We start from the raw sequence: 24171 nt of genomic DNA, 5'->3' as shown, positions 1-24171 counted from the left end.
CCCCTGCGCACCACCGTGTCCCTCCCCGATGCTCGGCTCAGGCCCATCCGGCCGGGACACAGGAGGTGCGCACATGGTTCGGTACGTGATCGCGGGAGTCGACGGATCGACAGAGAGTCTCGCCGCCGCCCACTGGGCGGCCAGGGAAGCCCTGCGCAGAGGGATGGAGCTGCGGCTCGTGCACGCCTGGGAGTGGCATCCGCGTCCGCCGGCCTCCGTCCCCCTCGGCACCGGTCAGCGCGCATGGGCCGAACAGATTCTGGACGAGGTGGCCCGCAGCGTCAGGGCCGCGCACCCCGGCCTCGGGATCGAGGCCCGGCTTGTGCGGGAGGCCCCGGTCGCCGCTCTGCTCGACGCCACCGACGAGGCGGAACCACTGGTCCTCGGGTCCCGTGGACTGAGCGGTCTCGCCGGGTTCGTCGTCGGCTCGGTCTCCCAGCGGGTCGTGGCGCGGTCGACGCGCCCCGTGGTGCTCGTCCGGTCCGGGGAGGGCGCCGCCGGTGAACATCTCCCGGCCCCGGACGGCGTGTCGCCGGACGAGATACCCGAACTCCCGTACAGGGACGTGGTCCTCGGGCTCGACGTGTCCCACCCCTGCGACGAACTGATCGAGTTCGCGTTCGCCGCGGCCCGGCGCCGCGGCACCGGGCTCCGCGTGATCCACGCCTACCGGGTCCCGGTGGCGTACGCCGTCGACGACGTCCGCGCCCCGGTCCCGGCAACGCAACTGCTCGCGGAGCGGGAACGCGCCGTGCTCGCGGCACTGCGTCCGTGGTGCGCGAAGTTCCCCGAGGTCACCGTGGCCGAGACGGTCGTCGAGGGGCGGGCCGCCGGCGCGCTCGTGGACGCGTCGGTCGACGCCTCCCTGGTCGTCGTCGGACGCCGGATACGGGACGCCCGGCCCGGCCCGCACACCGGTCCCGTCACCCACGCGGTCCTGCACCACGTCGGTTGCCCGGTGGCCGTCGTACCGCACACCTGAGCCCGGCCCGCCTGAGCCCAGCACACCTGAGCCCGGTACGTCCGAGCTCCGCACGCTGAGCCCGGCTGCCTGCGCCCCGCACATCCGGGCCGCCGCCCGGGAGCCGTCCCGCACCCCGACAGGAGGAACCACCATGAGGACCCGTCACGTGACCGTCGGCGTGGACGGCACGATCACCGCCGTACGCGCCCTCGACCGCGCCGCGGACGAGGCCGCCCTGCGCGGCGTCGATCTGGAGATCGTCCACGCCGTGCCGGACCTCGACGAGGCCGGACCCGTGCTCGCGTCCGCCGCGGCGCGCGTGCGCGCCCGTCGACCCGGCACGGCCGTCACCACCGTCCCCGTACAGGGCCACTCGGCCGGCGTCCTCGCGGAACGGGGACGCCACGCCGCACTCACCGTCGTCGGCTGCCGCGACCTCGGCGGGATCCTCGGCGCGGTGGTCGGCTCGGTGAGCGCGCGCCTGGCCGCGCACGCGCCGGGACCGCTGCTCGTCGTACGCGGCGACTCACCGATGAACTGCCACGACGAGATCATCCTCGCCCTCGACGACGCCACCGACGCGGGCACGGCGGCCTACGCCTTCCAGGAGGCCGAACTGCGCCGCGCCCGTCTGCGGATCCCCCCGTTCACCACGCACCACCCCGTGCTCCCCATGGCGTCCCACCGGGCCAACGGGCGATCGACCGCGCGCCCCGCGTGGGTCGCCGCGCTGGCGGACCTGGGCGAACGGCACCCGACCGTACGCGCGGACGCTCCCGAGCCGGGCTCCGCCCCGGTACGGGCCCTGGTGGACGCCACCCGCACCGCCGACCTGGTCGTGGTCGCGGCCGGTCCCGCGACGCACGGCCCGGGCCGCCATCTCGGGCCCGTGGCCCGGGAACTGCTGCACCACTCCCACTGCCCGGTCCTGATCGTGCCCGCCGGGCAGGAAACGGCATAGGGAGAGGGGAAGCCGGGAGGCCGGGTCACCGTCCGGCCCCCGGCCGCCGGCCTCCGGCTCCCGGCCCCCAGCTCACGTCGCCAGCTGGGAGCGGCGCGACATCCCCAGGTCCGACGGCGTCGCAGAGGTGTCGTCGATCCGGTGGTTCAACTCGGCGGAGACGTCGACGACGCCGTCCACCCCCCGGCACAGCCGCTCCACCACGGGGACCATCGACTTGCGCTCGACGGTGCCCCGCAGCGCGACCCGCCCGTCGACCACCCGCACGGTGATCGTGTCGGGCGCGAGGCCCAGGGTCCGTACCAGCACCTCCCCGGCGATCTCCTCCCGGACGGCTGCGTCGCCGCGCAGGAAGACGCGCAGCAGGTCCGCGCGGCTGATCAGCCCCACGAGTCGTCCCGCCTCGTCGACCACCGGCAGTCGTTTGACGTGGTGGCGCTCCATGACCTGGGCGGCCTCCACCACCGTCCACTGCGGCCGGGCGGTCACGGCGGGACTGTTCATCAGCCCCTCGGCCGTGGTCGCCTCGGCCTTCGCCCCTGCCGCCTCCCGTGGCCGCAGCACCGGCAGCAGCCCGGCCGGATCGAGCTGCGCGGCCTCCTTGCGCAGGAGGTCCGCCTCGGAGACGACGCCGACGGGGCGGTCGTCGTCGTCCACGACAGGGACGGCCGTGATGTCGTACTCGGCGAGCAGCTTGGCGATCTCCTTGAAGCCGGTGTTCCGCCGTACCCCTACGACGCGTGTGGTCATGAGGTCACTCACCATCCGTTTCCGCATGGCTCTCGCCTCCCGAGGACGCTTCTCGTTCCTCCTCCCACTCTCCTGCGCCGCGCGGCCCGCCCCAAGGGCCGTTCGGCCCCGGCCCCGGCCCGACCAGCACGTACGGCTTCGACCACCTACGGCTTCGACCAAGGTGCCCTCGGCCCCTCGGCCCCCGCTCGCCGCGCGACAGCGGTGGCGCGGCTCTGCGGGTCGCCCGTCCCGGCGGTGCCGAGAGGGACCGTTCGACCCCATTCCGGGACGACGTGGGGACCGTTCGACCCTATCGGGGCGGGGGGCCGGTCCGACGATCATGTGGCGGCGCCGGGAAGCGCCGCGTCTCCCATGCGTACGCGCGGGCGCTTCCCGGCCCTTGAGCACATGAGCAGATGGGGAGGACGCCGTCCGATGGACGAGGCGCAGCTGGACCAGGAGAAGCACACGGCGGGGGCGCGGTCGCGTCCCCCGGTCCGTGAGGAGGCCGGGGCGGCCGTCCCGGCGGCAGGCCGGTCGACGTGGGTCGACTGGCTGACGACCACCGATCACAAGAAGATCGGGACGATGTACCTGGTCACCGCGTTCGCGTTCTTCGTCGTCGGCGGTGTGATGGCCCTGATGATGCGGGCCGAACTCGCCCGCCCCGGCCTGCAGATCATGTCGAGCGAGCAGTTCAACCAGGCGTTCACCATGCACGGCTCGATCATGCTGCTGATGTTCGCCATGCCGCTGTTCACCGGCTTCGCCAACTGGATCATGCCCTTGCAGATAGGCGCGCCGGACGTCGCCTTCCCACGGCTGAACATGCTCGCCTACTGGTTGTTCCTGTTCGGCTCGTCGATCGCCGCGTTCGGCTTCCTGACCCCGGGCGGCGCCGCCGACTTCGGCTGGTTCCTGTACGCGCCCCTGTCCGACGCCGTCCACTCGCCGGGGCTGGGCGCCGACATGTGGATCATGGGCGTGGCCCTCTCGGGTTTCGGCTCGATCCTGGGCGCGGTCAACTTCATCACCACGATCATCTGCATGCGCGCACCGGGCATGACCATGTTCCGGATGCCGATCTTCACCTGGAACGTGCTGCTGACGGCGCTGCTGATCCTGCTGGTGTTCCCGGTGCTGGCCGCGGCACTGTTCGCATTGGAGTGCGACCGCAAGTTCGGCAGCCACGTCTTCGACGCGGCCAACGGCGGGGCACTGCTCTGGCAGCACCTCTTCTGGTTCTTCGGCCACCCGGAGGTGTACATCCTCGCGCTGCCGTTCTTCGGCATCGTCTCCGAGGTCATCCCGGTCTTCTCCCGCAAACCGATGTTCGGCTACATGGGCCTGATCGGCGCCACCATCGCCATCGCCGGCCTGAGCGTGACGGTGTGGGCGCACCACATGTACGTGACGGGCGGGGTGCTCCTGCCGTTCTTCTCCTTCATGACGTTCCTGATCGCGGTGCCGACCGGCGTGAAGTTCTTCAACTGGATCGGCACGATGTGGAAGGGCAGCCTCTCCTTCGAGACGCCGATGCTGTGGACCACCGGCTTCCTCGTCACGTTCGTCTTCGGCGGTCTCACCGGGGTGATCCTCGCGTCACCGCCGATGGACTTCCACCTGTCCGACTCGTACTTCGTGGTGGCCCACTTCCACTACACGGTGTTCGGCACGGTCGTGTACGCGATGTTCGCGGGATTCCACTTCTGGTGGCCCAAGTTCACCGGCAGGATGCTCGACGAACGCCTCGGCAAGATCACGTTCTGGACGCTCACCGTGGGCTTCCACCTCACCTTCCTCGTCCAGCACTGGCTCGGCACCGAGGGCATGCCCCGCCGGTACGCCGACTACCTCGCCGCGGACGGCTTCACCGCCCTCAACTCCCTGTCCACGATCGGCTCGTTCCTGCTGGGCCTGTCGATCCTGCCGTTCTTCTACAACGTCTGGAAGACCGCGAAGTACGGCAGGAAGGTCGACGTCGACGACCCCTGGGGCTACGGCCGTTCCCTGGAGTGGGCCACGTCCTGCCCGCCGCCGCGCCACAACTTCACCTCGCTGCCGCGGATCCGCTCCGAGTCGCCGGCGTTCGACCTGCACCACCCGGAGATCGTCGCGATCGAGAGGGCGGTCCGAACGTGACGCACCCCGTCCCGGCCCTGGGCACCGCACTGGTGGCCGCTGCCGGCTGCGTGTGGTGGCTGCCCGCCCTCGCGACGGTGCGCGCGGGGGCCGACCGTCCGGACTCCCTGCGCGGTACGGCGGCGGCCTGCCTGAGCGGCTGGACGACGGTCGCGGCTATGGCCGTGCTGCTTCTCGTGGCCGACCCGTGGTGGGCGCCCGGTGCCGTGGCCGCGGCGGGCGCCGCCACCACAGCGGGCCTGCGGATCCGCGCGGCCGCACGGTGCCGGAGCGAGGCACGGGAGGACCCGGCGACCCAACTGGCCCACGTCCACGACGAGTACTCCCTGCGCGCCGTACGCGAGATACCCGCCGTACGCGAGGTACGTGACGTGCGCGCCGTCGGCAGGGCGGATCCGCGCCCCAGGCTCACGTCACGGGCGCGGATGTACCGCGCCCGGAACCGTTTCGTCGCCGTCCTCGGAGTCGGCCTGGGCGCTGCGGTGGCCTCCGCGCTCCTGCCGGTGGCCTTCGGCCCCGGACACGGCGGGACCGGCGCGGCCGTCGCCGTGCCCGCCCTGCTGACGGCGGTGTTCCTCGCCGCGGCGGTCGGCCGGGCGCGAGTGGCCCGCCGGTCCCCGGGGAGCCGTCCGGGGCGGTGACGGCGCTCCGGGTCACCGCCGGTGCACGGTCTCCAGCGCGGCGACCAGCACATGCGGGTCGTGGTGCCCCTTGTAGACGGCGGGCGGCTGCCGGTCGAGGCCGAGGAGCCGGGCCACGGCGGTCCACGCGGTCCGTACGGAGTACTCGACGGTGAACGTCGCGTCGGCGGGGACCTCGGCGAACTGCCCGATGAACGCGAGGTTGACCGACCCCTCGGGGACCACCTCCGGCCGGTCGTCGCGCCGCCGGGCCAGGAACTGGCTGGTGGCGTACGGCATCAGGCAGGGCACGACCGTCGAGGTCGCCAGGACATGGGCCGCCGCCGCCCCGTCGAGGCGCAGATGGTGCAGGACCTCTTCGAGGATCTCCCGCCCGGAGCACATCGTCATCGGCTTCGGCGTCCGGTTGCCGGCCCGGCCGGGGTGGAGGGCGTACCCCCACCACACGCCGACACCCTCGGGCTGGTCGGGGTGGACCGGCCGGCCGTCCGCGACGATGGTGAGCAGCCAGTCGGAGCCGGTGAACGTCATCGGCCCGCCGTGTCCGGCCCCCTGCCCGCCGAACTTCGCCAGCGCGTCCAGGAACGCGCCGGGATCCTCGGTGGTCACGGTGAACGACTCCACGCGGGACTCCTGGACACGCTTGTCGAACGCGTCCGGGTTGCCGAAGTCGTCGCGTCCGCGGGCCAGCCGGTGCCAGAGCAGCCAGGCGTCCGAACGGGGGCGCGGCGGGCGCGGCGGTGACGTGTGCGAGCCGACGCTGAGGGAGTCGGCCATGGAGCCGTTGGTCACGAGGACCAGATCGTCGGGCGCCACGGTGATCTTCTCGTCCCGTCCCAGGCGGGACAGGGAGAGGGCCGCGACCGTGATGTCCCGGTGCCCGGGCGCGAACGTGAGGTCGACGACCCGGCACCCGGTGTGGACGGTCACCCCGCGGTCGAGCAGCCAGGCCGTGAGTGGCCGCACGACGGAGTCGTACGGGTTGTAGCGGGGACGGTGCACGCCCGACAGGGTCGCGAACTCCGGGAGCAGGTGGAGGAAACGCTTGAGATGGCGGCGGAACTCGATGGCGCTGTGCCAGGGTTGCAGGGCGAACGTGCTGCACCACAGGAACCAGAAGTTCGTGGTGAAGAAGTGCTCGCCGAAGCAGTCGCTGATCCGCTTGCCGTCCAGGTGCGCCTCGGGCGTCGCGAGGCAGCGGGCCAGGTCGAGGCGGTCCCGCTCGGAGAAGCCCGTCGAGCGGGTGTCGACGATCCTCCCGTCCTCGTCGACGAGACGCGCGAGATCGTCCCAGGCGAACCGCTCGTGCTCGGCGAGGATCTCCTGCGTCACCGACACCGCGGGGTCGTCGAGGGAGGGGATGCCGGAGAGCAGGTCGTAGGTGCACCGGTACTCGGCCTCGAACATCAGCCCACCGCGCACCGAGTAGCCGGTGTTCGCCGTGCCGTCGGCGTCGAGACCGCCGCCGATCCGTCGCTGCTCCTCGAACAGGTGGATGTCCGACCCGTCGAAGCCGCCGTCGCGGATCAGGAACGCCGCCGCGGCGAGCGCCGCGATGCCGCTGCCCACCAGATATGCCTTAGCCATCACACAACTCCTCGCGCTCGCCCGCCCGTCGGGAACGGAGCACCCCCAGCTTCTCCGGCTCCGGCGCCTGCCGTCATGGGGCCATTGGTCACTCGTCGGGTCCCCGGCGCGCACACAGGACCAACGGCCCTGGGCCCGGAGCCGGTCCGGTCGCGTACGCCATGCCGTATCGGGACCCCGCCGCCGTGCCCGTCGACCCCGTGCGCGCGCCACGGAGCCGGGCCATGGGCGGCGTCCCCCGCGTCGGCCTGCGCCTCGTTGCCCCGCCGGCACCGGTCCTGCCACCACAGGATCGTGGCGACTCAGGCATCCGCCCACTCTGCCCGATCGCTGCCCCCGGTCGGCCGACCACCCCATCGCGGGCCCCGACCTGGCACCGGACCTGACCTGGAGTCCGGCCCCGACCTGGAACCCGGTCCTGACCTGGAGTCCGGCCCCGACCTGGAACCCGGTCCCGACCTGGAACCTGACCTCGATCTGGAACCTGACCCCGACCTGGAACCCGGCCCCGCCGTGGAGCCCCCGCGCCGTGACCGGGCCCGGACGCGCGCGGGTCGTCCGTCCTTCAACAAGGGCTGACGGAGGGGACGTTCGGCCCGTGTCTCGGGCCCGTGGGGCCTCTGCGGCGGGCCTCGGCGACGCGGGACATTGAAGGCGCCACGACAGACGTCCACCCTCCCCGCGTCCACCCTCCGTGCGTCGCACCCTCGAAAGGGATGAGCATCATGGCAGTGCACCACCACCCCCAGCGCCACCCCGGGTTCCGCTTCCCGTCCCTGCGCCGTACCGGAGCGGCCCCCGCCTCCGCCGACGGGACGACCATCGCGGCGACGGCGGCCGGCTCGTACATGTTCGCCGGGCTCCGCATCCTCACCGGGTTCGTCTTCCTCTGGGCGTTCCTCGACAAGACGTTCGGCTTCGGCTACGCGACCCCGTCCGGCAAGGGCTGGATCGACGGCGGTTCACCGACCGAGGGCTTCCTCAGCCACGTCGCCGTCGGCCCGATGGAGTCCACGTTCCACGACTGGGCCGGAGCCGCCTGGGCGGACTCGCTGTTCATGCTCGGACTGCTCGGTATCGGGCTCGCCCTGATCGCTGGCGTCGGCCTGCGGCTCGCCGCGGTCGCCGGCACCCTGATGATGGCCCTGATGTGGGTCGCGGAATGGCCACCGGCGAAGCACCTGTCCGACGGGTCGGCGAGCATGTCGACCAACCCCTTCGCCGACTACCACCTCGTCTACGCCGTCGTCCTCGTGGCCCTGGCCGCCGCGGGAGCCGGCGCCACCTGGGGTCTCGGCAGGGCCTGGGCACGCCTGCCCTTCGTCAGCCGTCACCGCTGGCTCCTCTGAGCAACGACCGCTGACGAACGAAAAGGTCACGGTACGTCGGACCGGGGGCGCCTCCGCCAGGACGCGGGGGCGCCCCCGGTCGTTTCCGCGCCGCCGACCGTCAACGGGACGCGCGCGTGCCGGACTCCGACAGGGCCCATCGGCCCCCACCCGCGAGGGACCGTCGGCGCGCCCCGGCTGCGCCGACAGACCCTCCCCGCCACCACCGCGCGGGACGAGTATGCGAAGTGCAGAGATTCTGCGCGCGGAGTGAGGGAGAGACCGGCGATGACGGTAACGGTGACAGCTGGACCCGGTGCGACGACCGAGGCATGGCGCGGCTTCGCCGGTGCCCACTGGCGCGACCAGGTCGACGTACGGGACTTCATCCAGGCCAACTACACGCCCTACGAGGGCGACGCGGCCTTCCTCGCAGGGCCGACCGAGCGGACGCTCGCCGTCTGGAACAAGGTCGCCCGGCTGTTCCCCGAGGAACGACGCCTGGGCATCCTCGACGTCGACCCCGGACTGCCCTCCACCATCACCTCGCACCGGCCCGGCTTCATCGACCGCGACCGGGAACTGATCGTCGGCCTCCAGACCGACGCCCCGCTGCGGCGGGCCATCATGCCCAACGGCGGTCTGCGGATGGTGGAGAACGGGCTGAAGGCGTACGGCTACCAGGCCGACCCCTTCGTGAAGCGTGTCTTCGGGACCTATCGCAAGACCCACAACGACGGCGTCTTCGACGCCTACACCCCCGCGATGCGGGCCGCCCGCAAGGCCGGCATCATCACCGGCCTGCCCGACGCGTACGGCCGCGGCCGAATCATCGGCGACTACCGGCGCGTCGCGCTCTACGGCACCGACCGGCTGATCGAGGCCAAGCGGGCCGAGCGGGCCCTGCTGGACGCGCGGCCCTCCACCCCGGAGGTCATCCGCGACCGCGAGGAACTGGCCGAGCAGACAAGGGCGTTGGGTGAACTCGCGCAGATGGCCGCCTCGTACGGCTGCGACGTCTCCCGCCCCGCCGTGACCGCGCACGAGGCGGTGCAGTGGCTGTACCTCGGTTTCCTGGCGGCGGTGAAGGAGCAGAACGGCGCCGCGATGTCGCTGGGCCGCACCTCCACCTTCCTCGACGTCTACCTCCAACGGGACCTGGAGGAGGGCACGATCGACGAGACCCGCGCCCAGGAACTCATCGACGACTTCGTGATCAAGCTGCGGATCGTGCGGTTCCTGCGCACCCCCGAGTACGACGCCCTGTTCTCCGGCGACCCGACCTGGGTGACGGAGTCCATCGGCGGTATCGGCGCCGACGGCCGCCCCCTGGTCACCCGCACCTCGTTCCGCTTCCTGCAGACCCTGTACAACCTCGGCCCGGCCCCCGAACCCAACCTGACCGTCCTGTGGTCGCCGCGCCTGCCCGAGGGGTTCAAGCGGTTCTGCGCGCAGGTCTCCATCGACACCAGCGCCATCCAGTACGAGTCCGACGACCTGTTGCGCCCTCGCACCGGCGACGACACGGCGATCGCCTGCTGCGTCTCGGCGATGGCGGTGGGCCGGCAGATGCAGTTCTTCGGAGCGAGGGTCAACCTCGCCAAGGCGTTGCTGTACGCGGTCAACGGCGGCCGCGACGAGATGACCGGCGACCAGATCGCCCCCGCGACGCCCGCCCTGACCGGCGACCACCTGGACTACGAGGAACTGCGGGCGGCCTACGACCGCACCCTCGACTGGCTGGCCGAGACCTACGTCGACGCGCTCAACGTCATCCACTACATGCACGACAAGTACGCCTACGAGCGCATCGAGATGGCCCTGCACGACCACCCCGTGCACCGCTTCATGGCGTGCGGCATCGCGGGCCTCTCCGTCGCGGTGGACAGCCTCTCCGCCGTCAAGCACGCCCGCGTCAAGGTCTTCCGGGACGCGTCGGGGCTCGCCGTCGACTTCCGCACCGAGGGCGAGTTCCCCGCGTACGGCAACAACGACGACCGCGCCGACAGCATCGCCGTCGACCTGGTGGAGTCGTTCATGGCCAAGGTACGCAAGCACCCCACCTACCGGGACGCCGAGCACACCCAGTCGGTGCTGACCATCACCTCGAACGTCGTCTACGGCAAGCACACCGGCAACACCCCCGACGGCCGCCGCGCCGGAGCCCCCTTCGCGCCGGGCGCCAACCCGATGAACGGACGGGACCTGCACGGGGTGGCCGCCTCGGCCCTCTCCGTCGCCAAGCTCCCGTACGAACAGGCCAGGGACGGCATCTCGCTGACGACGACGATCACACCCGAGGGACTCGGCCACGACCCGGCCGAGCGCCCGGGCCACCTGGTCGGCATCCTCGACGCCTACACGGCCTCCGGCGGCTTCCACATGAACGTCAACGTGCTGGACCGGGCCACGCTGGAGGACGCGATGGAGCACCCGGAGAAGTACCCGGAGCTGACCGTCCGCGTCTCCGGATACGCCGTCAACTTCGTCCGCCTGACCCGCGAGCAGCAGCTCGACGTGATCAGCCGCACCTTCCACGGAGCGCTGTGAACACCACCGCCGGGCCGGTGACCGGCCGCGTCCACTCCTGGGACCTGTCCACGGGAGTGGACGGGCCCGGGACCCGGTTCGTCCTCTTCCTCAGCGGCTGCCCGCTGCGCTGCCTCTACTGCGCCAACCCGGACACCTGGCACATGCGCGACGGCAAGGAGAGGACCGTCGACGAGGTGACGGCCGAGATAGAGAAGTACCGGCCCTTCATCACCACCGCCGGCGGGGGAGTGACGCTCACCGGCGGGGAGGCCCTGCTGCAACCCGCGTTCACGGCCGGTGTCCTCCGCCGTTGCAGGGAACTCGGCCTGCACACCGCGCTCGACACCTCCGGTTTCCTCGGCGCCCGCGCCACCGACGACCTGCTCGCCGACACCGACCTCGTCCTGCTGGACGTCAAGTCCTTCGACATCCGCACGTACCGGACCCTGACGGGCGGCGATCTCTCCCCGACCCTCACCTTCGCCACCCGCCTGGACCGGCTCGGCGTCCCCGTGTGGATCCGCTATGTCCTGGTACCCGGCTGGACCGACGACCCGGAGGCCGTCGACGGGCTGGGTGCCTTCCTCGCCGGACTCGGCAACGTCGACCGGGTGGACGTCCTGCCGTTCCACAAGCTCGGCGCCCACAAGTACGAGGCGCTCGGCATCCCCTTCCCGCTGCGCGACACCCCCACCCCGGACGCGGTACTGACCGAGCGGGTCCGCGAACAGTTCCGGGAGCACGGCCTACGGGCCCTGTGACGAGAAACGGAGCGCCGGCCGAGTCGCGACTCGGCCGGCGCTCCGTCGTCACGTCCGGATCCCTGAGAGCCCGTCACGTCCGGGGCCGGAAGGCACAGCGGCCCCGGACGTGACGGGCAGGATCACCGCGCCGGGTGGGCGCCCGGGGTCCGCGGATCGAGGGCATCGATGTCGTCCACCCGGAACGTCAGCTCGCTCACGACGCCGACCACCCCGTCCACCCGCCATGCGAGCCGGACGGCGACCGGGCCGTCACCGCGCCGCTCCAGCCGGCCCTTCAGCCTCACCACACCGTCCCGCACCGACGCGGTGACGGCCCCCGGCGGCAGGCCCAGCGCACGGGTGAGGACCTTGTCGGTCACGTCCCGGCGGATCTCCTCGTCCGTGCGCAGGAACACCCGCAGCAGATCCCGCCGGGTGGCGATGCCGATCAGCCGGTCCTCCTCGTCCACCACGGGCAACCGGTCGACGCGATGCCGCTCCATCACCCGCGCGGCGTCCGCGACGCGCTGCTCCGGGTGCACCGTGACGGCCGGCGACGACATCAGGTCCCCGGCGGTCACGGCCGGGGCCAGACCCGCCGCCCGGCGGCCGGAGCGGCGCGACCCGCGCCCGGGGAACCGCCGGCCCCGGCCCCGATCGGCGCCCGCTGCCTGACGACGGATCAGATCCGTCTCGGAGATCACTCCCACGACCTTGTCGTCGTGGTCCACCACGGGCAGACCGCTGATGCGGTACCGGTCCAGCAGCCGCGCCACCTCCTTGAACGACGTGTCCCGGCGCGCCTCGACGACCTCACGGGTCATCACCTCACCGACGATGCGCGTCATGACGCACACTCCTTCCTCACCGGGTGTCGCCGCCGTCCGTCCCGGACAGCGCGGCCCGCCCGGCTTCGAGGCGGGCGACCGGCACGCGGAACGGGGAGCAGGAGACGTAGTCCAGGCCGGCGGCGTGGAAGAAGTGCACGGACTCCGGGTCGCCGCCGTGCTCGCCGCAGACGCCGATCTTCAGGTCCGGACGCACCGCCCGGCCCTCCGCCACGGCGATCTCGACCAGCCGGCCCACGCCCTCACGGTCGATCGTCTCGAACGGGGACACCGTGAAGATGCCCTTGTCGAGGTAGGCGGAGAAGAACGCCGCCTCGACGTCGTCACGGGAGAAGCCCCAGGTGGTCTGGGTCAGATCGTTGGTGCCGAAGGAGAAGAACCGCGCCTCCTCGGCGATCCTGCCCGCGGTGAGCGCGGCCCGCGGCAGCTCGATCATCGTGCCGACCGGGCACGAGAGGGCGACGCCCGACCGGTCGGCGACCTCCGCCAGGACCTGCTCCACCTCCTCACGGACGATCCGCAGCTCCTCGACGGTGTCGACGAGCGGCACCATGATCTCCGCCCGCGGGTCGCCGCCCGCCCGCTTGCGCTCCACGACCGCCTCGGCGATCGCCCGCACCTGCATCGCGACCAGCCCCGGCGCGACCAGACCCAGGCGTACGCCGCGCAGGCCCAGCATGGGGTTCTCCTCGTGCATGCGGTTCACCGCGTCCAGCAGCTCCGCGTCGTGCGCGCTGGGCGGGCTGCCCTGCGCCTCGGCGGCCGCCAGCCGGACGGCCAGCTCCGTGCGGTCGGGCAGGAACTCGTGGAGCGGCGGGTCGAGGAGCCGGATGGTCACGGGCAGCCCGTCCATCGCCTCCAGGATGCCGACGAAGTCCTGCCGTTGCAGCGGCAGCAGCGCGTCCAGCGCCTGCTCGCGCGCGGTGTCGGTCCCGGCGAGGATCATCGCCTCCACCAGCTGTCTGCGGTCGCCGAGGAACATGTGCTCGGTACGGCACAGCCCGATGCCCTCGGCGCCGAACCGCCGGGCCCGCGCGGCGTCCTCGGGCGTGTCGGCGTTCGCCCGCACCCCGAGTCGCCGTACGCCGTCCGCCTGCCGCATGGCCCGGCCCACGGCGGCCACCAACCCCGCCGGCTCCTCGTCCTGCCCGCCGGTCTCGAAGTACCGCATCACCGCGGAGTCGACCAGCGGAACCGCCCCCGGATACACGGCGCCCTCGGAGCCGTCGACGGAGATGACGGTGCCCTCCTCGACGGTGGTGCCGCCCACGGTGAAGCGGCGCCCGTGCGGATCCACCGCGATCTCCTCCGCGCCGCACACACAGACCTTGCCCATGCCGCGCGCGACCACGGCCGCGTGGCTGGTCTTGCCGCCGCGGCTGGTCAGCACGGCCTGGGCGGCGACCATGCCCGGCAGGTCGTCGGGGGTCGTCTCCTGCCGCACGAGGACGACCTTCTCCCCGGCGGCGGCCCGCCGGACCGCCTCGGCGGAGTCGAACACGGCCGCGCCCACGGCGGCGCCGGGCGAGGCCGGGATACCGTGCGCGAGGGCCTCGCCGACGGCCGAGGTGTCGAAGCGGGGGAACATCAGCCGTGCCAGCCCGCTCCCGCCGACCCGTGTCAACGCCTCGTCCTCGCTGATCAGACCCTCCTCGACCAGCTGGCCGGCGATGGCGAACGCCGCCTCCGCCGTCCGCTTGCCGACCCGGGTCTGGAGCATCCACAGCGTGCCGCGCTCGATGGTGAACTCGATGTCGCACAGATCCCGGTAGTGGGTCTCCAGGGTGCGCATGAGGTCCCGCAGCCGGGAGAACGACTCCGCGTCGATCCGGCCCAGCTCGTCCAGCGGGACGGTGTTGCGGATACCGGCGACGACGTCCTCGCCCTGCGCGTTGGGCAGATAGTCGCCGTACAGGCCGGTCCGGCCGGTGGCCGGGTCGCGGGTGAAGGCGACACCGCTGCCGGAGTCGGCGCCGAGGTTGCCGAACACCATGGTCTGCACGGTGACGGCCGTGCCCAGGTCGTCGGGGATGCGCTCGCGGCGGCGGTAGATCCGGGCGCGCTCGCCGTTCCACGACTCGAAGACCGCGAGGACCGCCCGGCGCAGCTGCTCGGCGGGCGACTGCGGGAAGTACTCACCGGTCCGGTCGCGGATCAGCTCCTTGTACGCCTCGACCAGCTCGGCCAGGTCGGCCGCGTCCAGCCCCAGGTCGTCGGCGGCCCCCCGCCGCTCCTTCAGCCGGGCCATGACGTCCTCGAACAGCGCGCCGTCGACCCCCATGACCGTACTGCCGAACATCTGCATGAGACGGCGGTAGGAGTCCCAGGCGAAGCGCTCGTTCCCGGACACCTTGGCCAGGCCCAGCACGGACTCGTCGTTCAGTCCGACGTCGAGGATCGTCTCCATCATGCCGGGCATGGAGAAACGGCCCCCGGAGCGGACGGACAGCAGCAGCGGATCGGCGGGCTCGCCCAGCCGGCGTCCCGCCGCCCTTTCCAGGGCCGACAGGTGCTCGGAGATCTCGCGGTCCAGACCGTCCGGTGCCGAGCCGGTGGTCAGGAAGGCCCGGCAGGCCTCGGTGGTGACGGTGAAGCCGGGCGGCACCGGCAGGCCCATCCGGGTCATCTCCGCAAGATTGGCGCCCTTGCCGCCGAGGAGACCGGCCATCTCCCGGCCGCCCTCGGCGAACTCGTACACGTAACGGACCATGACGTCGCGCTCCTTTGTCCGGCTTCCGGAGGGTGTGCGGCGATGCGGCGGAGTCACATCTCGAAGACGATGCGCGCCTTGACCTGACCGTCGAGTACCTCGGCGATCGAGTCGTTGACCGTCTCCAGCGGGCGGGTCTCGTAGATCACCTTCGTGCGTCCGGCCGCGTGGAGCCGGAACACCTCGTCCAGGTCCTGGCGGGTACCCACGATCGAACCGATCACGGACGTTCCGTTGAGGACGGTGTCGAAGATCGGCACCCGGATGGTGCCGCCGGCCGGCAGGGCCACCATGACGAGCTTGCCGCCACGCCTGAGACCGCCGTACACCGAGGCGAAGGCGGCCTCGTCGACGGCCAGCGCGATCGCCGCGTGGGCGCCGCCGTGCCGCTTGAGCACCTCCGCCGGGTCCTCCTTGCGGGCGTCGATCAGGATGTCGGCGCCCAGCTCACGGGCGAGGTCGAGCTTGTCGTCGGTGACGTCGATCGCGGCGACGGTCGCTCCGGCGATCTTCGCGTACTGCACGGCGAGGTGGCCGAGGCCGCCGATCCCGGAGACCGCCACCAGCTGGGTGGGACGCACCTCGGCGACCTTCAGGGCCTTGTACGTGGTGACGCCGGCGCAGGTCAGCGGGGCCGCGTCGCGCGGGTCGATGCCGTCGGGCACGGGGGCGGCGAAGTCCGCCGAGGCGAGCATCTTCTCCGCGTAGCCGCCGTCCACGCCGTAGCCGGTGTTCCGCTGCTGCTCGCACAGCGTCTCCCAGCCGGACAGGCAGTGCTCGCACCGCCCGCAGGCCCAGCCCAGCCAGGGCACGGCCACCCGCTGCCCGATCTCCAGGTGGGTCACCCCGTCGCCGAGCGCCTCGACGACACCGACGCCCTCGTGGCCGGGGACGAACGGGAGGGTGGGCCTGACCGGCCAGTCGCCGTGCGCGGCGTGGATGTCGGTGTGGCACAGCCCCGACGCCTCCACCCGGATACGGACCTGGCCGGGGCCGGGCTGCGGATCGGGCCGCTCCTCGATCACCAAGGGACGGCCGAACGACGTGACCACTGCTGCCTTCATGGAATTCTCCCGGAACTCTGTCGACGTGATGCCGTTCCAGGCTCGGCCGCGCCCCGGCACGGCGGCAGGTGCTGGACGTCCTCACGGGTGGGGCCGACCGGCCCCTGTGGTCCCGGTAGGGTCTTCAGGCCCTGGCCCTTCGGCCCCGGATCACGGAGGATCAGCGGTAGACAATGGCCGTGCGTCCCTCCCGGGGGGCCCGGTACATGATCGACGCAAGGCAGCGATCGACGCAGAGCGATCGAGGCAGAGCGCTCGACGTACAGCGAACAACACAGAGTGAACGAGGAGCGAATTGATGGCGGACGGCGACCGGCCCGGCCCCGACAACCCGATCCGGGTCTTCCTGCTGGACGACCACGAGGTGGTTCGGCGCGGAGTGCACGACCTGCTGAACGACGAGCCGGACATCACCGTGGTCGGTGAGGCCGCCAACGTCGAGCAGGCCCTGATCCGGGTCCCCGCCCTGCGCCCCCAGGTGGCGGTGCTGGACGTGCGTCTGCCGGACGGCGACGGGGTGACCGTGTGCAGGGAACTGCGCTCGAGCATGCCGGAGCTGGTCTGTCTGATGCTGACCTCGTTCGACGACGAGGAGGCCCTGCTGGACTCGATCATGGCGGGCGCCTCCGGGTATGTGCTGAAGCAGATCCAGGGCTCCGACCTGGTGTCCGCCGTCCGCACGGTCGCCGCCGGCCAGTCGCTGCTCGATCCCAGCGCCACCGCCCGGCTGATGGCGCGGCTGCGGCAGGGCCAGGAGCCGGAGCCCGAGCCGGACGCCCTGCCGGGCCTGACCGAACGGGAGCGGGAGATCCTGGCGCTGATCGGTGAGGGGCTGACCAACCGTCAGATCGGTCAGCGGCTCTACCTCGCCGAGAAGACCGTCAAGAACCACATCTCCCGGCTGCTGGCGAAGCTCGGGGTGGAGCGGCGCGTCCAGGCCGCCGTCATCGCCACCCAGGCCGCGGACCGGCTCAAGCAGGACGGGAGCTGACGTCCGGGGCGAGCTTTGGGGCCGGCCCCGTCGACACAACCAGCTGCACGGCCACCATCGACACCGGTATCGGCAGCGACATCGACATCGGTATCGGCAGCGAGCAAGGTGACGTGTTCACAGCCACGCGTCGACGGCGGCCGCCAGGTCGTCCCGGCCGTTGAAGACGTGCCCGCGCATGCCGACGGCCTCTGCGGCGAGGACGTTCTCCTCGCGGTCGTCGACGAAGAGGACGTCGGCGGGTGCGGCCCGTAGGGCGACGACGCAGTGCTGGAAGGCGGCGGGGTCGGGCTTGGCCGCGCCGATCTTCCCGGAGAACGCCAGGTGGTCGAGGTCGTGCAGCCAGGGCTGGGCGGCGAGGAAGGCGTCCGCGTGGTCCGCGGGGATGTTGGACAGCAGGGCGACCCGGGCGCGGTCCCGCAGGTCCCGTACGTAGGTGACCATGTGGTCGTCGACGCGGGACCAGCTGTCGATGTCGGTGAGCCGCAGCTCCTCGATCGTGCTCGCGTCCGCGGGGCGGGACATGGAGCGCAGTACGTCGGTCCAGTACGCGGCCGCGGCGTGCCGGCCGGCGTCGTAGGGCGGGCGATGGGTCCAGTAGGCCGTGGTGAAGGCTTCGAGGGAGCTGTCGCAGCGGGCGGCCATCTTCGCCTGCGCGCCCGGCCGCTGGTGACGGGCGACGACCCCGAAGAGGTCGAAGAGCACGATGCGGCGGCGGTCGTCGGACATGAGGGTCGTTTCCCTTGGGCTGTCGGGGCGTTCCGGGTCAGTGCCGGTGGGGCAGGGCGCGGGCGAGCGAGTCCAGCGCGGTCAGGCGGTCGGGGCCGGCCGGGGCGAGGACGACGCCGGTCGCGCCGGCCGCGTGGCGGGCCTCGATCGCGGCGCGGGCCTGGTCGGGGGTGCCGGCGATGCTCAATTGTCAGGGACCGTGCCGCACAAGCGGTCATGGGCTGCTGGCTGCCGTCTCAGGCTCGCGGGTGCGGTCGGCGGGCCTCTCGCCCCGACGGACGGGGGCGGGGCCGGTGTGCAGCACGCGGGCGCCCACGGCGGTGGTCACGCACAGCAGGGTCAACAGGACGAAGGCATGGTCGAGGGCGACGAGGTGGGTCAGCCAGCCGATCACGGCGGGGCCGGCGAGCATGCCGACGTAGCCGAGTCCGGCGACGCGGGAGACGTTGGCCCCGGCGGCGGAGGGGTCGGCGTGCCCGGCCGCGCTGAACAGTTGCGGGACACAGCCGGACAGGCCCAGGCCGAACAGCGCCCAGCCGGTGAACACGGTCCACAGCCACGGGCCGAGGACCACGAGAGTGATGCCGACGGCGGCCACGGCCGCGCCGTGGCGCAGGATCGCCGGGGCACCGAACCGGGCGGCGAACCGGTCGGCGAGCAGTCGGCCCACGGTCATGGCCGCGGCGAAGGCGCCGTACGCGAAGGCCGCCGTGCCGGCGGACGCACCCATGACGTCCTTCATGTGCAGGGCGCTCCAGTCGTTGGCGGCGCCCTCGCACAGCATCACCATCAGCGCCAGGACGGCCAGCAGCCAGACCCGGCCCCTGGTGCTGCCGGCCCCGACGGCCGGTGACGTCGCGGTCCCGTGCACGGAGCCGGGGCCCTCGACGGCGGGTGCTGCGGGCAGCAGGGCGCGTGCCGCGGCCACGGCGACGACGACACCCACGGCTCCCATGGCGGCCATGCCCGCGGCCGGGTGCAGGCCGGCGCTCGCCACGCCCGCTCCGGCGAGTGCGGCGAGGACACCGCCGACGGAGAACGTGGCGTGGAATCCGGACATGACGGGGCGGCCGTACGCCTTCTCCACATGCACGGCGTGGGCGTTCATGCTCACGTCCAGACAGCCGTTGCAGAGCCCGAAGACCAGCAGCGCGGCGGCCAGCGTCCACGGATCGTGGGCGAGACCGGGCAGGAACAGGGTCGCGCCGCAGAGGACGCCGCCGACGGGCACCACGACACGGGTGCCGAGGCGGTCGGTCAGCGGGCCCGCCACCCGCATGCCCACGAAGGCTCCGAGCCCGAGCACCACCAGCAGCCCGCCGAGCGTGGCGTGGCTGATGCCGACGCGCTCCTCGATCGCGGGGATGTGCACCACCCAGGTGCTCAGCAAGGTGCCGCACAGGACGAAGTACACGTAGGTCGCCACACGGGCGGCTCGCAGGGAACGTTCCATGCCGACCAGGGTAACGAACATCTATGGTGTTCGGAAAGTGCGTTAACGAACAGATCTGTTGTTCATTTCGCAAGTGGTGTTCAATCGCGGCATGAGCAACGCAGACCGGCACGGGCTGATCGCCAAGGTCGTCAGGGACTCCGGAGGGGCCACGGTCCAGGAGTTGGCCGAGCTGACCGGCGCCTCGGAGATGACCATCCGCCGCGACCTCGACGTCCTCGCCGCCCAGGGAGTCCTCGAACGCGTCCGCGGCGGCGCGCGCACCCTGCTGCTCCGGGGCGAGGAACCCCCGTTCGCGCTGCGCGCCCGCGAGGCCGTCGACGCCAAACGCCGGATCGCCGCCGAGATCTCCGCCCTCGTCGCCGACGGTGAGACCGTCCTGCTGGACAGCGGCACCACCTGCCTGGAGGTCGCCCGGCTCCTGCGCGAGCGGCCCGTGACCGTGATGCCCCTGTCCCTGCAAGCCGTCCATCTGCTCGCCGAGACGCCCGGTCCGGCCACCCTGGTCGTGCCCGGCGGCCAGCCCCGCGCCGCCGAGGGGGCCCTCACCGGCCCCCTCACCCTCGCCTCCCTGGCCGCCCTGCGCTTCGACACCGCCGTCGTCGGCTGCTGCGGGCTGACCGCGGCCGACGGCCTGACCGCCTACGACCTCGACGACGCCGCGGTGAAGAAGGCGGCCATCGCCTCCTCCCGCCGCGTCATCGCCGCCGCCGACGGCAGCAAACTCGGCCACACCGCCCACGCCCACGTGGGCCCCGCCGCCGTCGTGCACACTCTGGTCACGGACACCACCGCGGCCGCCGACGAGGTCACCGCACTCGAAGCCGGGGGGACCGTCGTCCGCACCGTCTGATGTAGCCGACGAGTGCGCCCTCGCGGGGGAGCAGGCCGGTTGTGTCGGCCAGGTCCACGTCGATGCCCGGGCACGTCAGCCCCGGGAACGGCATGTCGTCGAGATCGAGGGCGAACACCGGGTACTCACCCTCGTCGTCCGCGGCGCGAACACGCCGTCCGGGGCGCCCTCCGTGGCGCGCCAACAGGCTGATGTCGTACGTCGGCCACGCACGCGGACTCGGCGACAGCGGGCGCCCCGACGGGAACACGGCCCCCGCGAGCAGGTCCCGCGCCATCGGCCCGGCCTCACCGCCCCTCCACCCAGGGCACGTTCACATAAGGCGGCAGATACGGCAGCGCGCTCGCAGGGGACTCGCTCTCCCCTCGCGTCGACAGAACCTCGGACCGGCGCGACGCCCGCGCCCCGCGGCGGGTCAAGCACCGGCGGCGGCCGCGCCGCATCCGGGACGCATGTAGGGGCAGTACGTCGGGGGAGTACGCCCTACCGGTCGGCGTCAGGACCACGCGCGGCGCGGGTCATGACAGGGTCCCGCTCCCGTGATCACGAAAGTCGGTTGAGGCGGCGCCTGATCTCGGCGAGGGTCTGTGTCCATGGAGTTCCTCTGCTATCACCGTGACCGGCCCGGCTCCCTCCCCCTGCGCGAGGAACTGGTGGAAGCGCACTGGTCCTACATGGATCAGTACGCGGAACAACTGATCGCCCGCGGCCCGACCTTCGCCGAGGACGGCGAGACCCCCACCGGCAGTGTCCACATCGTCGATCTGCCGGATCCCGCCGCCGCCCGCGCGTTCGCCTTCGACGAACCCAACTACCAGGCGGGTGCCTACCGCGACGTCCTGCTGCGCCGGTGGCGCAACCTGCTGGGGCGGACCATGTGGGAGTTTCCCGGCGGCCGGACCGGCGGCAACCGGTACCTGGTGCTCGGCCTCGGCTCGGGCGGGCCCGCCGACCTCGTCGTGCCGCCCGGCCATGACGGGCTGATCGCGTACGGGCCGCTGCTGGCCGACGACGGCGAGACCTGGCTGGGCACGGCCGTGCTGATCAGGGCCGCCGACCCTGACGAGGCCCGCGCGGTCCTGACCACGGACCGATACGCCGACATCGAGGTCCACGACTGGGAGTTCGGCGGACGCCGCTGAACCGGGCGGCACCCGCCACCCCGCCGGCCCCCGCCGGGTCTGTGCCCGCTCGGACGGCGCCCGTCGGGCCGGATCCGGGCCCGATCAGCCGGGCCCGATCAGCCGGGCCCGATCAGCCGGGCCCGATCAGCCGGGCCCGATCAGCCGGGCCGGATCAGTCGGGCAGGGCCTCGGCGTAGTGGCGGAAGCCGTCCCGCTCGGTGTGCATGGCGTAGAGGCGTTCGGCCAGGGTGCCGGGGTTGCTGTGCTCGGAGTCGGGGTGGATGGCGCCGGGGACGATCAGCTGGGCGGCGTGGACGTTCTCCGGGGCGAGCGTGTCGTGGAGCATGCGCGCGTAGGCGCCCTCGGCTGCGAAGGCGATGGAGGTGCCGGCGCGTTCCGGGTGGGGGCGTACGGCACTTCCCCCGTTGACGAACAGGAGCGTGCCGCGGCCGAGTTCGCGCATGCCGGGCAGGACGGCGTTCACCGCGGTGACGGGGCCCTTGACGGAGAACGTGAGGGGTGCGTCGAGGTCGTCGGCGGTGGTGTCGAGGACCGGCTTCATGAAGTCGGCGCGCACAGCGGGGCTGTACTGGAGGATCTCGACGGGTCCGAGGGTGTCGGCGGCGGCCCGCAGGGCGGTGACCAGCGACGCGGGGTCCAGGGCGTCGGCGGTGAAGCCGCGGGCCCGGACGCCGTCGCGTGCGAGTTCGGCGGTCAGGGCGTCGAGGCGCTCGGCGCCGCGGGCGATGAGGGCGACGGTGTGACCGGCGGTGCCGAAGCGGCGGGCGGCGGCCAGTCCGAGGCCGGCACCGGCGCCGATGAGGGCGAAGGTCGTCATGGTGGGTCCCTGAAAGGTGTGGAGAACGGGGGCGTGGTGCGCGGCACCGAGTGTGACCGATGCGGCCGGCCGCTTCCTCGCCGGGCTGTCGTGCGGTGCCCCGCCGTCCGCGTCGTGCGGTGCCCCGCGTCGTGCGGTGCCCCGCCGTCGGCCCTGCCCGCTTCGCCCGGCCCGCGGAAGGTCGTGTACATGGGGGGTACAAGCTCGACCTCCCTCCCCGGCGCCACGCGGCGACCGTGGAGCGCATGCCCTCCAGCCCCGACTGCCTTCTTCCTCGGCCCCGGCTCCCGGCACTTCTTCGTCGGCTGGGAGGACGGCGCGACCGCCGCCGCGGCACCGCTCCGCGCCGAGGCCGGTCGGGACCCCTACGGCAGGTCCCTGCGGGAGCCGGTCGGTGAACTCTCCACACCACGCCCCGACTTCCGGGCCATCCGGGCCGCGCACGACGTCCGCATCAGCCACGAGGGCGTCAAACGACTGCGGCGCCCCGAGGGGGCCTGGAGCTGGCGTATCGCGCCTTGGCCCTTCCCCTCTCGCCGCGCGTCGTCCACGACCTGACGTGACCCTCTACGCCGCCGAGCCGGGCACCGCCTCCGAGGACCGTCTGAGGCCCCTCGCCGACTGCGGCGACCCAGCCGGCATCCACGGAGCCGACCCGCATCGGAACCACTGCCCCGACGGTCAGGCGACGGGCAGCAGGCGGACGCAGCAGTGGTCCGGGGAGGGCATGAGGCGGGCCTCCCAGCCGTCCTCGCCGAGCGTGCTGAGCACGCCGCGCAGCAGATGCAGGTTCATTCCGCACACCGTCTCGGTGTGCTCGCGGGCCAGCGCATGGAAGGGGCAGTTGCCGAGCACGATCGCCTCCCCGTCGAGGCGCGGCTCGAAGCCCTGGCGTTCCAGCAGGTCCACCACCCCGGCGGTCTCCTGCCCGCCCAACCGCTCGCCCAGCTCCGCCGCCTTGCGGTGCAGCACCTCACGGACCGCTTCGCCCGTCGCGTCGGACACCTCCACCGCCTGCGCCAGCAGCCGCCCGGCCAGCTCGTAGCGCCGCTCGGGCAGAGTGACGCTGATCTGCTTCCCGGAGCGCCGGTACAGCTTCGCGGGCCGCCCGGCGCCCGGCCCGCTGCGTCCGCTGCGCCGCTCGTAGACCACCTCCAGCAGCCCCTCGGCGGCCAGCCGGTCGAGGTGGAAGGCCGCCGTCTGTCGCGCCAGGCCCAGGGCATGGGCTGCGTCGTCCCGGCCGACCGGGCCGGACTGCCGCGCCACGTGGTCGTACAGCCGCCGGCGCGTCGGCTCGTCCAGGGCCGCGACGGCGGAGACGTCACCGCCGGGTGCTTCTTTCGAGTGGTCCACGCACACCAGTGTAAAACCAACAGTCATTGACTTAAGAGCCGAGCGGGGCTTCTATTGATAGTGAACCTTGTCGATAGAAGGAGGGGCGTCATGCCGTCCACCCTCAGCACCCCACCGGTCACGCCTCGGCGCGCCCTGGCCGCCGACCCCGCCTACCAGGCGTTCTGGATCCTGCGGACGGGATTCGCCGTGGCGCCGATCCTGTTCGGCCTGGACAAGTTCGCCAACCTGCTCGTGGACTGGCCGACCTATCTCGCCCCGTGGATCGACGACCTGGTCCCGGGCAGCGCCCAGGCCGCCATGTACGCCGTCGGCGTCGTCGAGATCGTCGCCGGCCTCACGGTCGCCCTCGCCCCGCGGTTCGGCGGCTGGCTCGTGGCCGGCTGGCTCGCCGGCATCATCGTCAACCTGCTGACCATTCCCGGCTACTACGACATCGCCCTGCGGGACTTCGGTCTCCTGCTCGGCGCCGTCGCCCTCGCCCGGCTCGCCGAGCGCTACCGCCCCGCGCGGACACCGGACCGAACAGAGCGGACACCGGACTGACCGATGCGGGCACCGGACTGACCTGCGCGGCA

General features: G+C 72.5%; 22 protein-coding genes. 12 read left to right on the top strand and 10 right to left on the bottom strand.

Annotated elements, in window-relative coordinates:
- Positions 1 to 73 precede the first annotated feature (73 nt).
- Positions 74 to 982 (top strand): universal stress protein, encoded by a 909-nt coding sequence (locus tag AOK15_RS02830; protein ID WP_055512355.1) that lies wholly within the window; start codon positions 74 to 76, stop codon positions 980 to 982.
- 133 nt (positions 983 to 1115) lie between these two features.
- Entirely contained in the window at positions 1116 to 1925 is an 810-nt protein-coding gene (locus AOK15_RS02825) for a universal stress protein (RefSeq protein ID WP_055512353.1), read from the top strand.
- Positions 1926 to 1997: 72 nt separating this feature from the next.
- On the opposite strand, the gene AOK15_RS02820 is transcribed toward AOK15_RS02825, so the two are convergent.
- Positions 1998 to 2702: a CBS domain-containing protein gene (locus AOK15_RS02820; protein ID WP_055512351.1), complete on the bottom strand. Its 705-nt coding sequence runs from the start codon at positions 2700 to 2702 to the stop codon at positions 1998 to 2000.
- 390 nt (positions 2703 to 3092) lie between these two features.
- Between AOK15_RS02820 and ctaD the strand changes: the two genes are divergently transcribed.
- Positions 3093 to 4799: an aa3-type cytochrome oxidase subunit I gene (ctaD, locus tag AOK15_RS02815; RefSeq protein WP_079058271.1), complete on the top strand. Its 1707-nt coding sequence runs from the start codon at positions 3093 to 3095 to the stop codon at positions 4797 to 4799.
- A complete protein-coding gene (locus tag AOK15_RS02810; RefSeq protein ID WP_055512349.1) occupies positions 4796 to 5440 on the top strand; it encodes a hypothetical protein in 645 nt (214 codons plus the stop codon). The genes ctaD and AOK15_RS02810 overlap by 4 nt, the downstream gene beginning before the upstream one ends.
- Positions 5441 to 5452: 12 nt before the next feature.
- Here the strand turns inward: AOK15_RS02810 and AOK15_RS02805 are convergent, their stop codons facing one another.
- Positions 5453 to 7027: an oleate hydratase gene (locus AOK15_RS02805; RefSeq protein WP_055512347.1), complete on the bottom strand. Its 1575-nt coding sequence runs from the start codon at positions 7025 to 7027 to the stop codon at positions 5453 to 5455.
- Between the two features lie 725 nt (positions 7028 to 7752).
- On the opposite strand from AOK15_RS02805, the gene AOK15_RS02800 reads away from it, so the two are divergent.
- From AOK15_RS02800 to pflA, 3 genes are all read left to right on the top strand, one after another.
- A complete protein-coding gene (locus AOK15_RS02800) occupies positions 7753 to 8376 on the top strand; it encodes a DoxX family membrane protein (protein ID WP_055512346.1) in 624 nt (207 codons plus the stop codon).
- A gap of 267 nt (positions 8377 to 8643) precedes the next feature.
- Positions 8644 to 10905, top strand: a complete 2262-nt coding sequence (pflB, locus tag AOK15_RS02795; RefSeq protein WP_055512343.1) for a formate C-acetyltransferase — start codon at positions 8644 to 8646, stop codon at positions 10903 to 10905.
- Entirely contained in the window at positions 10902 to 11648 is a 747-nt protein-coding gene (gene pflA / locus AOK15_RS02790) for a pyruvate formate-lyase-activating protein (protein WP_205632069.1), read from the top strand. The genes pflB and pflA overlap by 4 nt, the downstream gene beginning before the upstream one ends.
- A 122-nt stretch (positions 11649 to 11770) precedes the next feature.
- Here pflA and AOK15_RS02785 read toward each other — a convergent pair whose 3' ends face one another.
- From AOK15_RS02785 to adhP, 3 genes are read right to left on the bottom strand one after another with little or no spacing between them, the layout of a single operon-like run.
- On the bottom strand, positions 11771 to 12478 hold the full coding sequence (locus tag AOK15_RS02785; RefSeq protein ID WP_055512341.1) for a CBS domain-containing protein: 708 nt from the start codon (positions 12476 to 12478) through the stop codon (positions 11771 to 11773).
- 16 nt (positions 12479 to 12494) lie between these two features.
- Positions 12495 to 15188 carry a pyruvate, phosphate dikinase gene (gene ppdK, locus AOK15_RS02780; protein WP_055512338.1) on the bottom strand — a complete coding sequence of 898 codons (2694 nt, stop codon included), beginning with the start codon at positions 15186 to 15188 and terminating at the stop codon, positions 12495 to 12497.
- A gap of 53 nt (positions 15189 to 15241) precedes the next feature.
- Entirely contained in the window at positions 15242 to 16252 is a 1011-nt protein-coding gene (gene adhP / locus AOK15_RS02775) for an alcohol dehydrogenase AdhP (protein ID WP_055512336.1), read from the bottom strand.
- 298 nt (positions 16253 to 16550) lie between these two features.
- On the opposite strand from adhP, the gene AOK15_RS02770 reads away from it, so the two are divergent.
- Positions 16551 to 17243, top strand: coding sequence for a response regulator (locus AOK15_RS02770; RefSeq protein ID WP_055512335.1), 693 nt, complete (start codon positions 16551 to 16553; stop codon positions 17241 to 17243).
- A gap of 117 nt (positions 17244 to 17360) precedes the next feature.
- Here AOK15_RS02770 and AOK15_RS02765 read toward each other — a convergent pair whose 3' ends face one another.
- From AOK15_RS02765 to AOK15_RS02760, 3 genes are read right to left on the bottom strand one after another with little or no spacing between them, the layout of a single operon-like run.
- Positions 17361 to 17972 (bottom strand): HAD family hydrolase, encoded by a 612-nt coding sequence (locus AOK15_RS02765; protein ID WP_055512333.1) that lies wholly within the window; start codon positions 17970 to 17972, stop codon positions 17361 to 17363.
- A gap of 37 nt (positions 17973 to 18009) precedes the next feature.
- Entirely contained in the window at positions 18010 to 18159 is a 150-nt protein-coding gene (locus tag AOK15_RS44805) for a hypothetical protein (RefSeq protein ID WP_157870149.1), read from the bottom strand.
- Positions 18160 to 18186: 27 nt separating this feature from the next.
- Complete coding sequence (locus AOK15_RS02760) at positions 18187 to 19425, bottom strand: MFS transporter (protein ID WP_240508277.1); 1239 nt, start codon at positions 19423 to 19425, stop codon at positions 18187 to 18189.
- Positions 19426 to 19516: 91 nt separating this feature from the next.
- Between AOK15_RS02760 and AOK15_RS02755 the strand changes: the two genes are divergently transcribed.
- Both AOK15_RS02755 and AOK15_RS02745 read left to right on the top strand, forming a co-directional pair.
- Positions 19517 to 20278, top strand: a complete 762-nt coding sequence (locus AOK15_RS02755; protein WP_055512373.1) for a DeoR/GlpR family DNA-binding transcription regulator — start codon at positions 19517 to 19519, stop codon at positions 20276 to 20278.
- 593 nt (positions 20279 to 20871) lie between these two features.
- A complete protein-coding gene (locus AOK15_RS02745; RefSeq protein ID WP_055512329.1) occupies positions 20872 to 21420 on the top strand; it encodes a YciI family protein in 549 nt (182 codons plus the stop codon).
- A gap of 154 nt (positions 21421 to 21574) precedes the next feature.
- Here the strand turns inward: AOK15_RS02745 and AOK15_RS02740 are convergent, their stop codons facing one another.
- Positions 21575 to 22240 carry an SDR family NAD(P)-dependent oxidoreductase gene (locus AOK15_RS02740; RefSeq protein WP_055512327.1) on the bottom strand — a complete coding sequence of 222 codons (666 nt, stop codon included), beginning with the start codon at positions 22238 to 22240 and terminating at the stop codon, positions 21575 to 21577.
- Between the two features lie 189 nt (positions 22241 to 22429).
- On the opposite strand from AOK15_RS02740, the gene AOK15_RS41645 reads away from it, so the two are divergent.
- Positions 22430 to 22798 (top strand): MmyB family transcriptional regulator, encoded by a 369-nt coding sequence (locus AOK15_RS41645; protein ID WP_240508276.1) that lies wholly within the window; start codon positions 22430 to 22432, stop codon positions 22796 to 22798.
- A gap of 123 nt (positions 22799 to 22921) precedes the next feature.
- Here the strand turns inward: AOK15_RS41645 and AOK15_RS02735 are convergent, their stop codons facing one another.
- Complete coding sequence (locus AOK15_RS02735; RefSeq protein ID WP_055512325.1) at positions 22922 to 23599, bottom strand: helix-turn-helix transcriptional regulator; 678 nt, start codon at positions 23597 to 23599, stop codon at positions 22922 to 22924.
- Between the two features lie 84 nt (positions 23600 to 23683).
- Between AOK15_RS02735 and AOK15_RS02730 the strand changes: the two genes are divergently transcribed.
- Positions 23684 to 24139, top strand: a complete 456-nt coding sequence (locus AOK15_RS02730; protein WP_055512323.1) for a hypothetical protein — start codon at positions 23684 to 23686, stop codon at positions 24137 to 24139.
- The last annotated feature ends 32 nt before the right edge of the window (positions 24140 to 24171 follow it).

The organism is Streptomyces ossamyceticus, from assembly GCF_001418475.1.
GTDB lineage: Bacteria > Actinomycetota > Actinomycetes > Streptomycetales > Streptomycetaceae > Streptomyces > Streptomyces ossamyceticus.
Note: the sequence above shows the minus strand (reverse complement) of the source record. Positions and strands in the feature narration are given on the sequence as shown.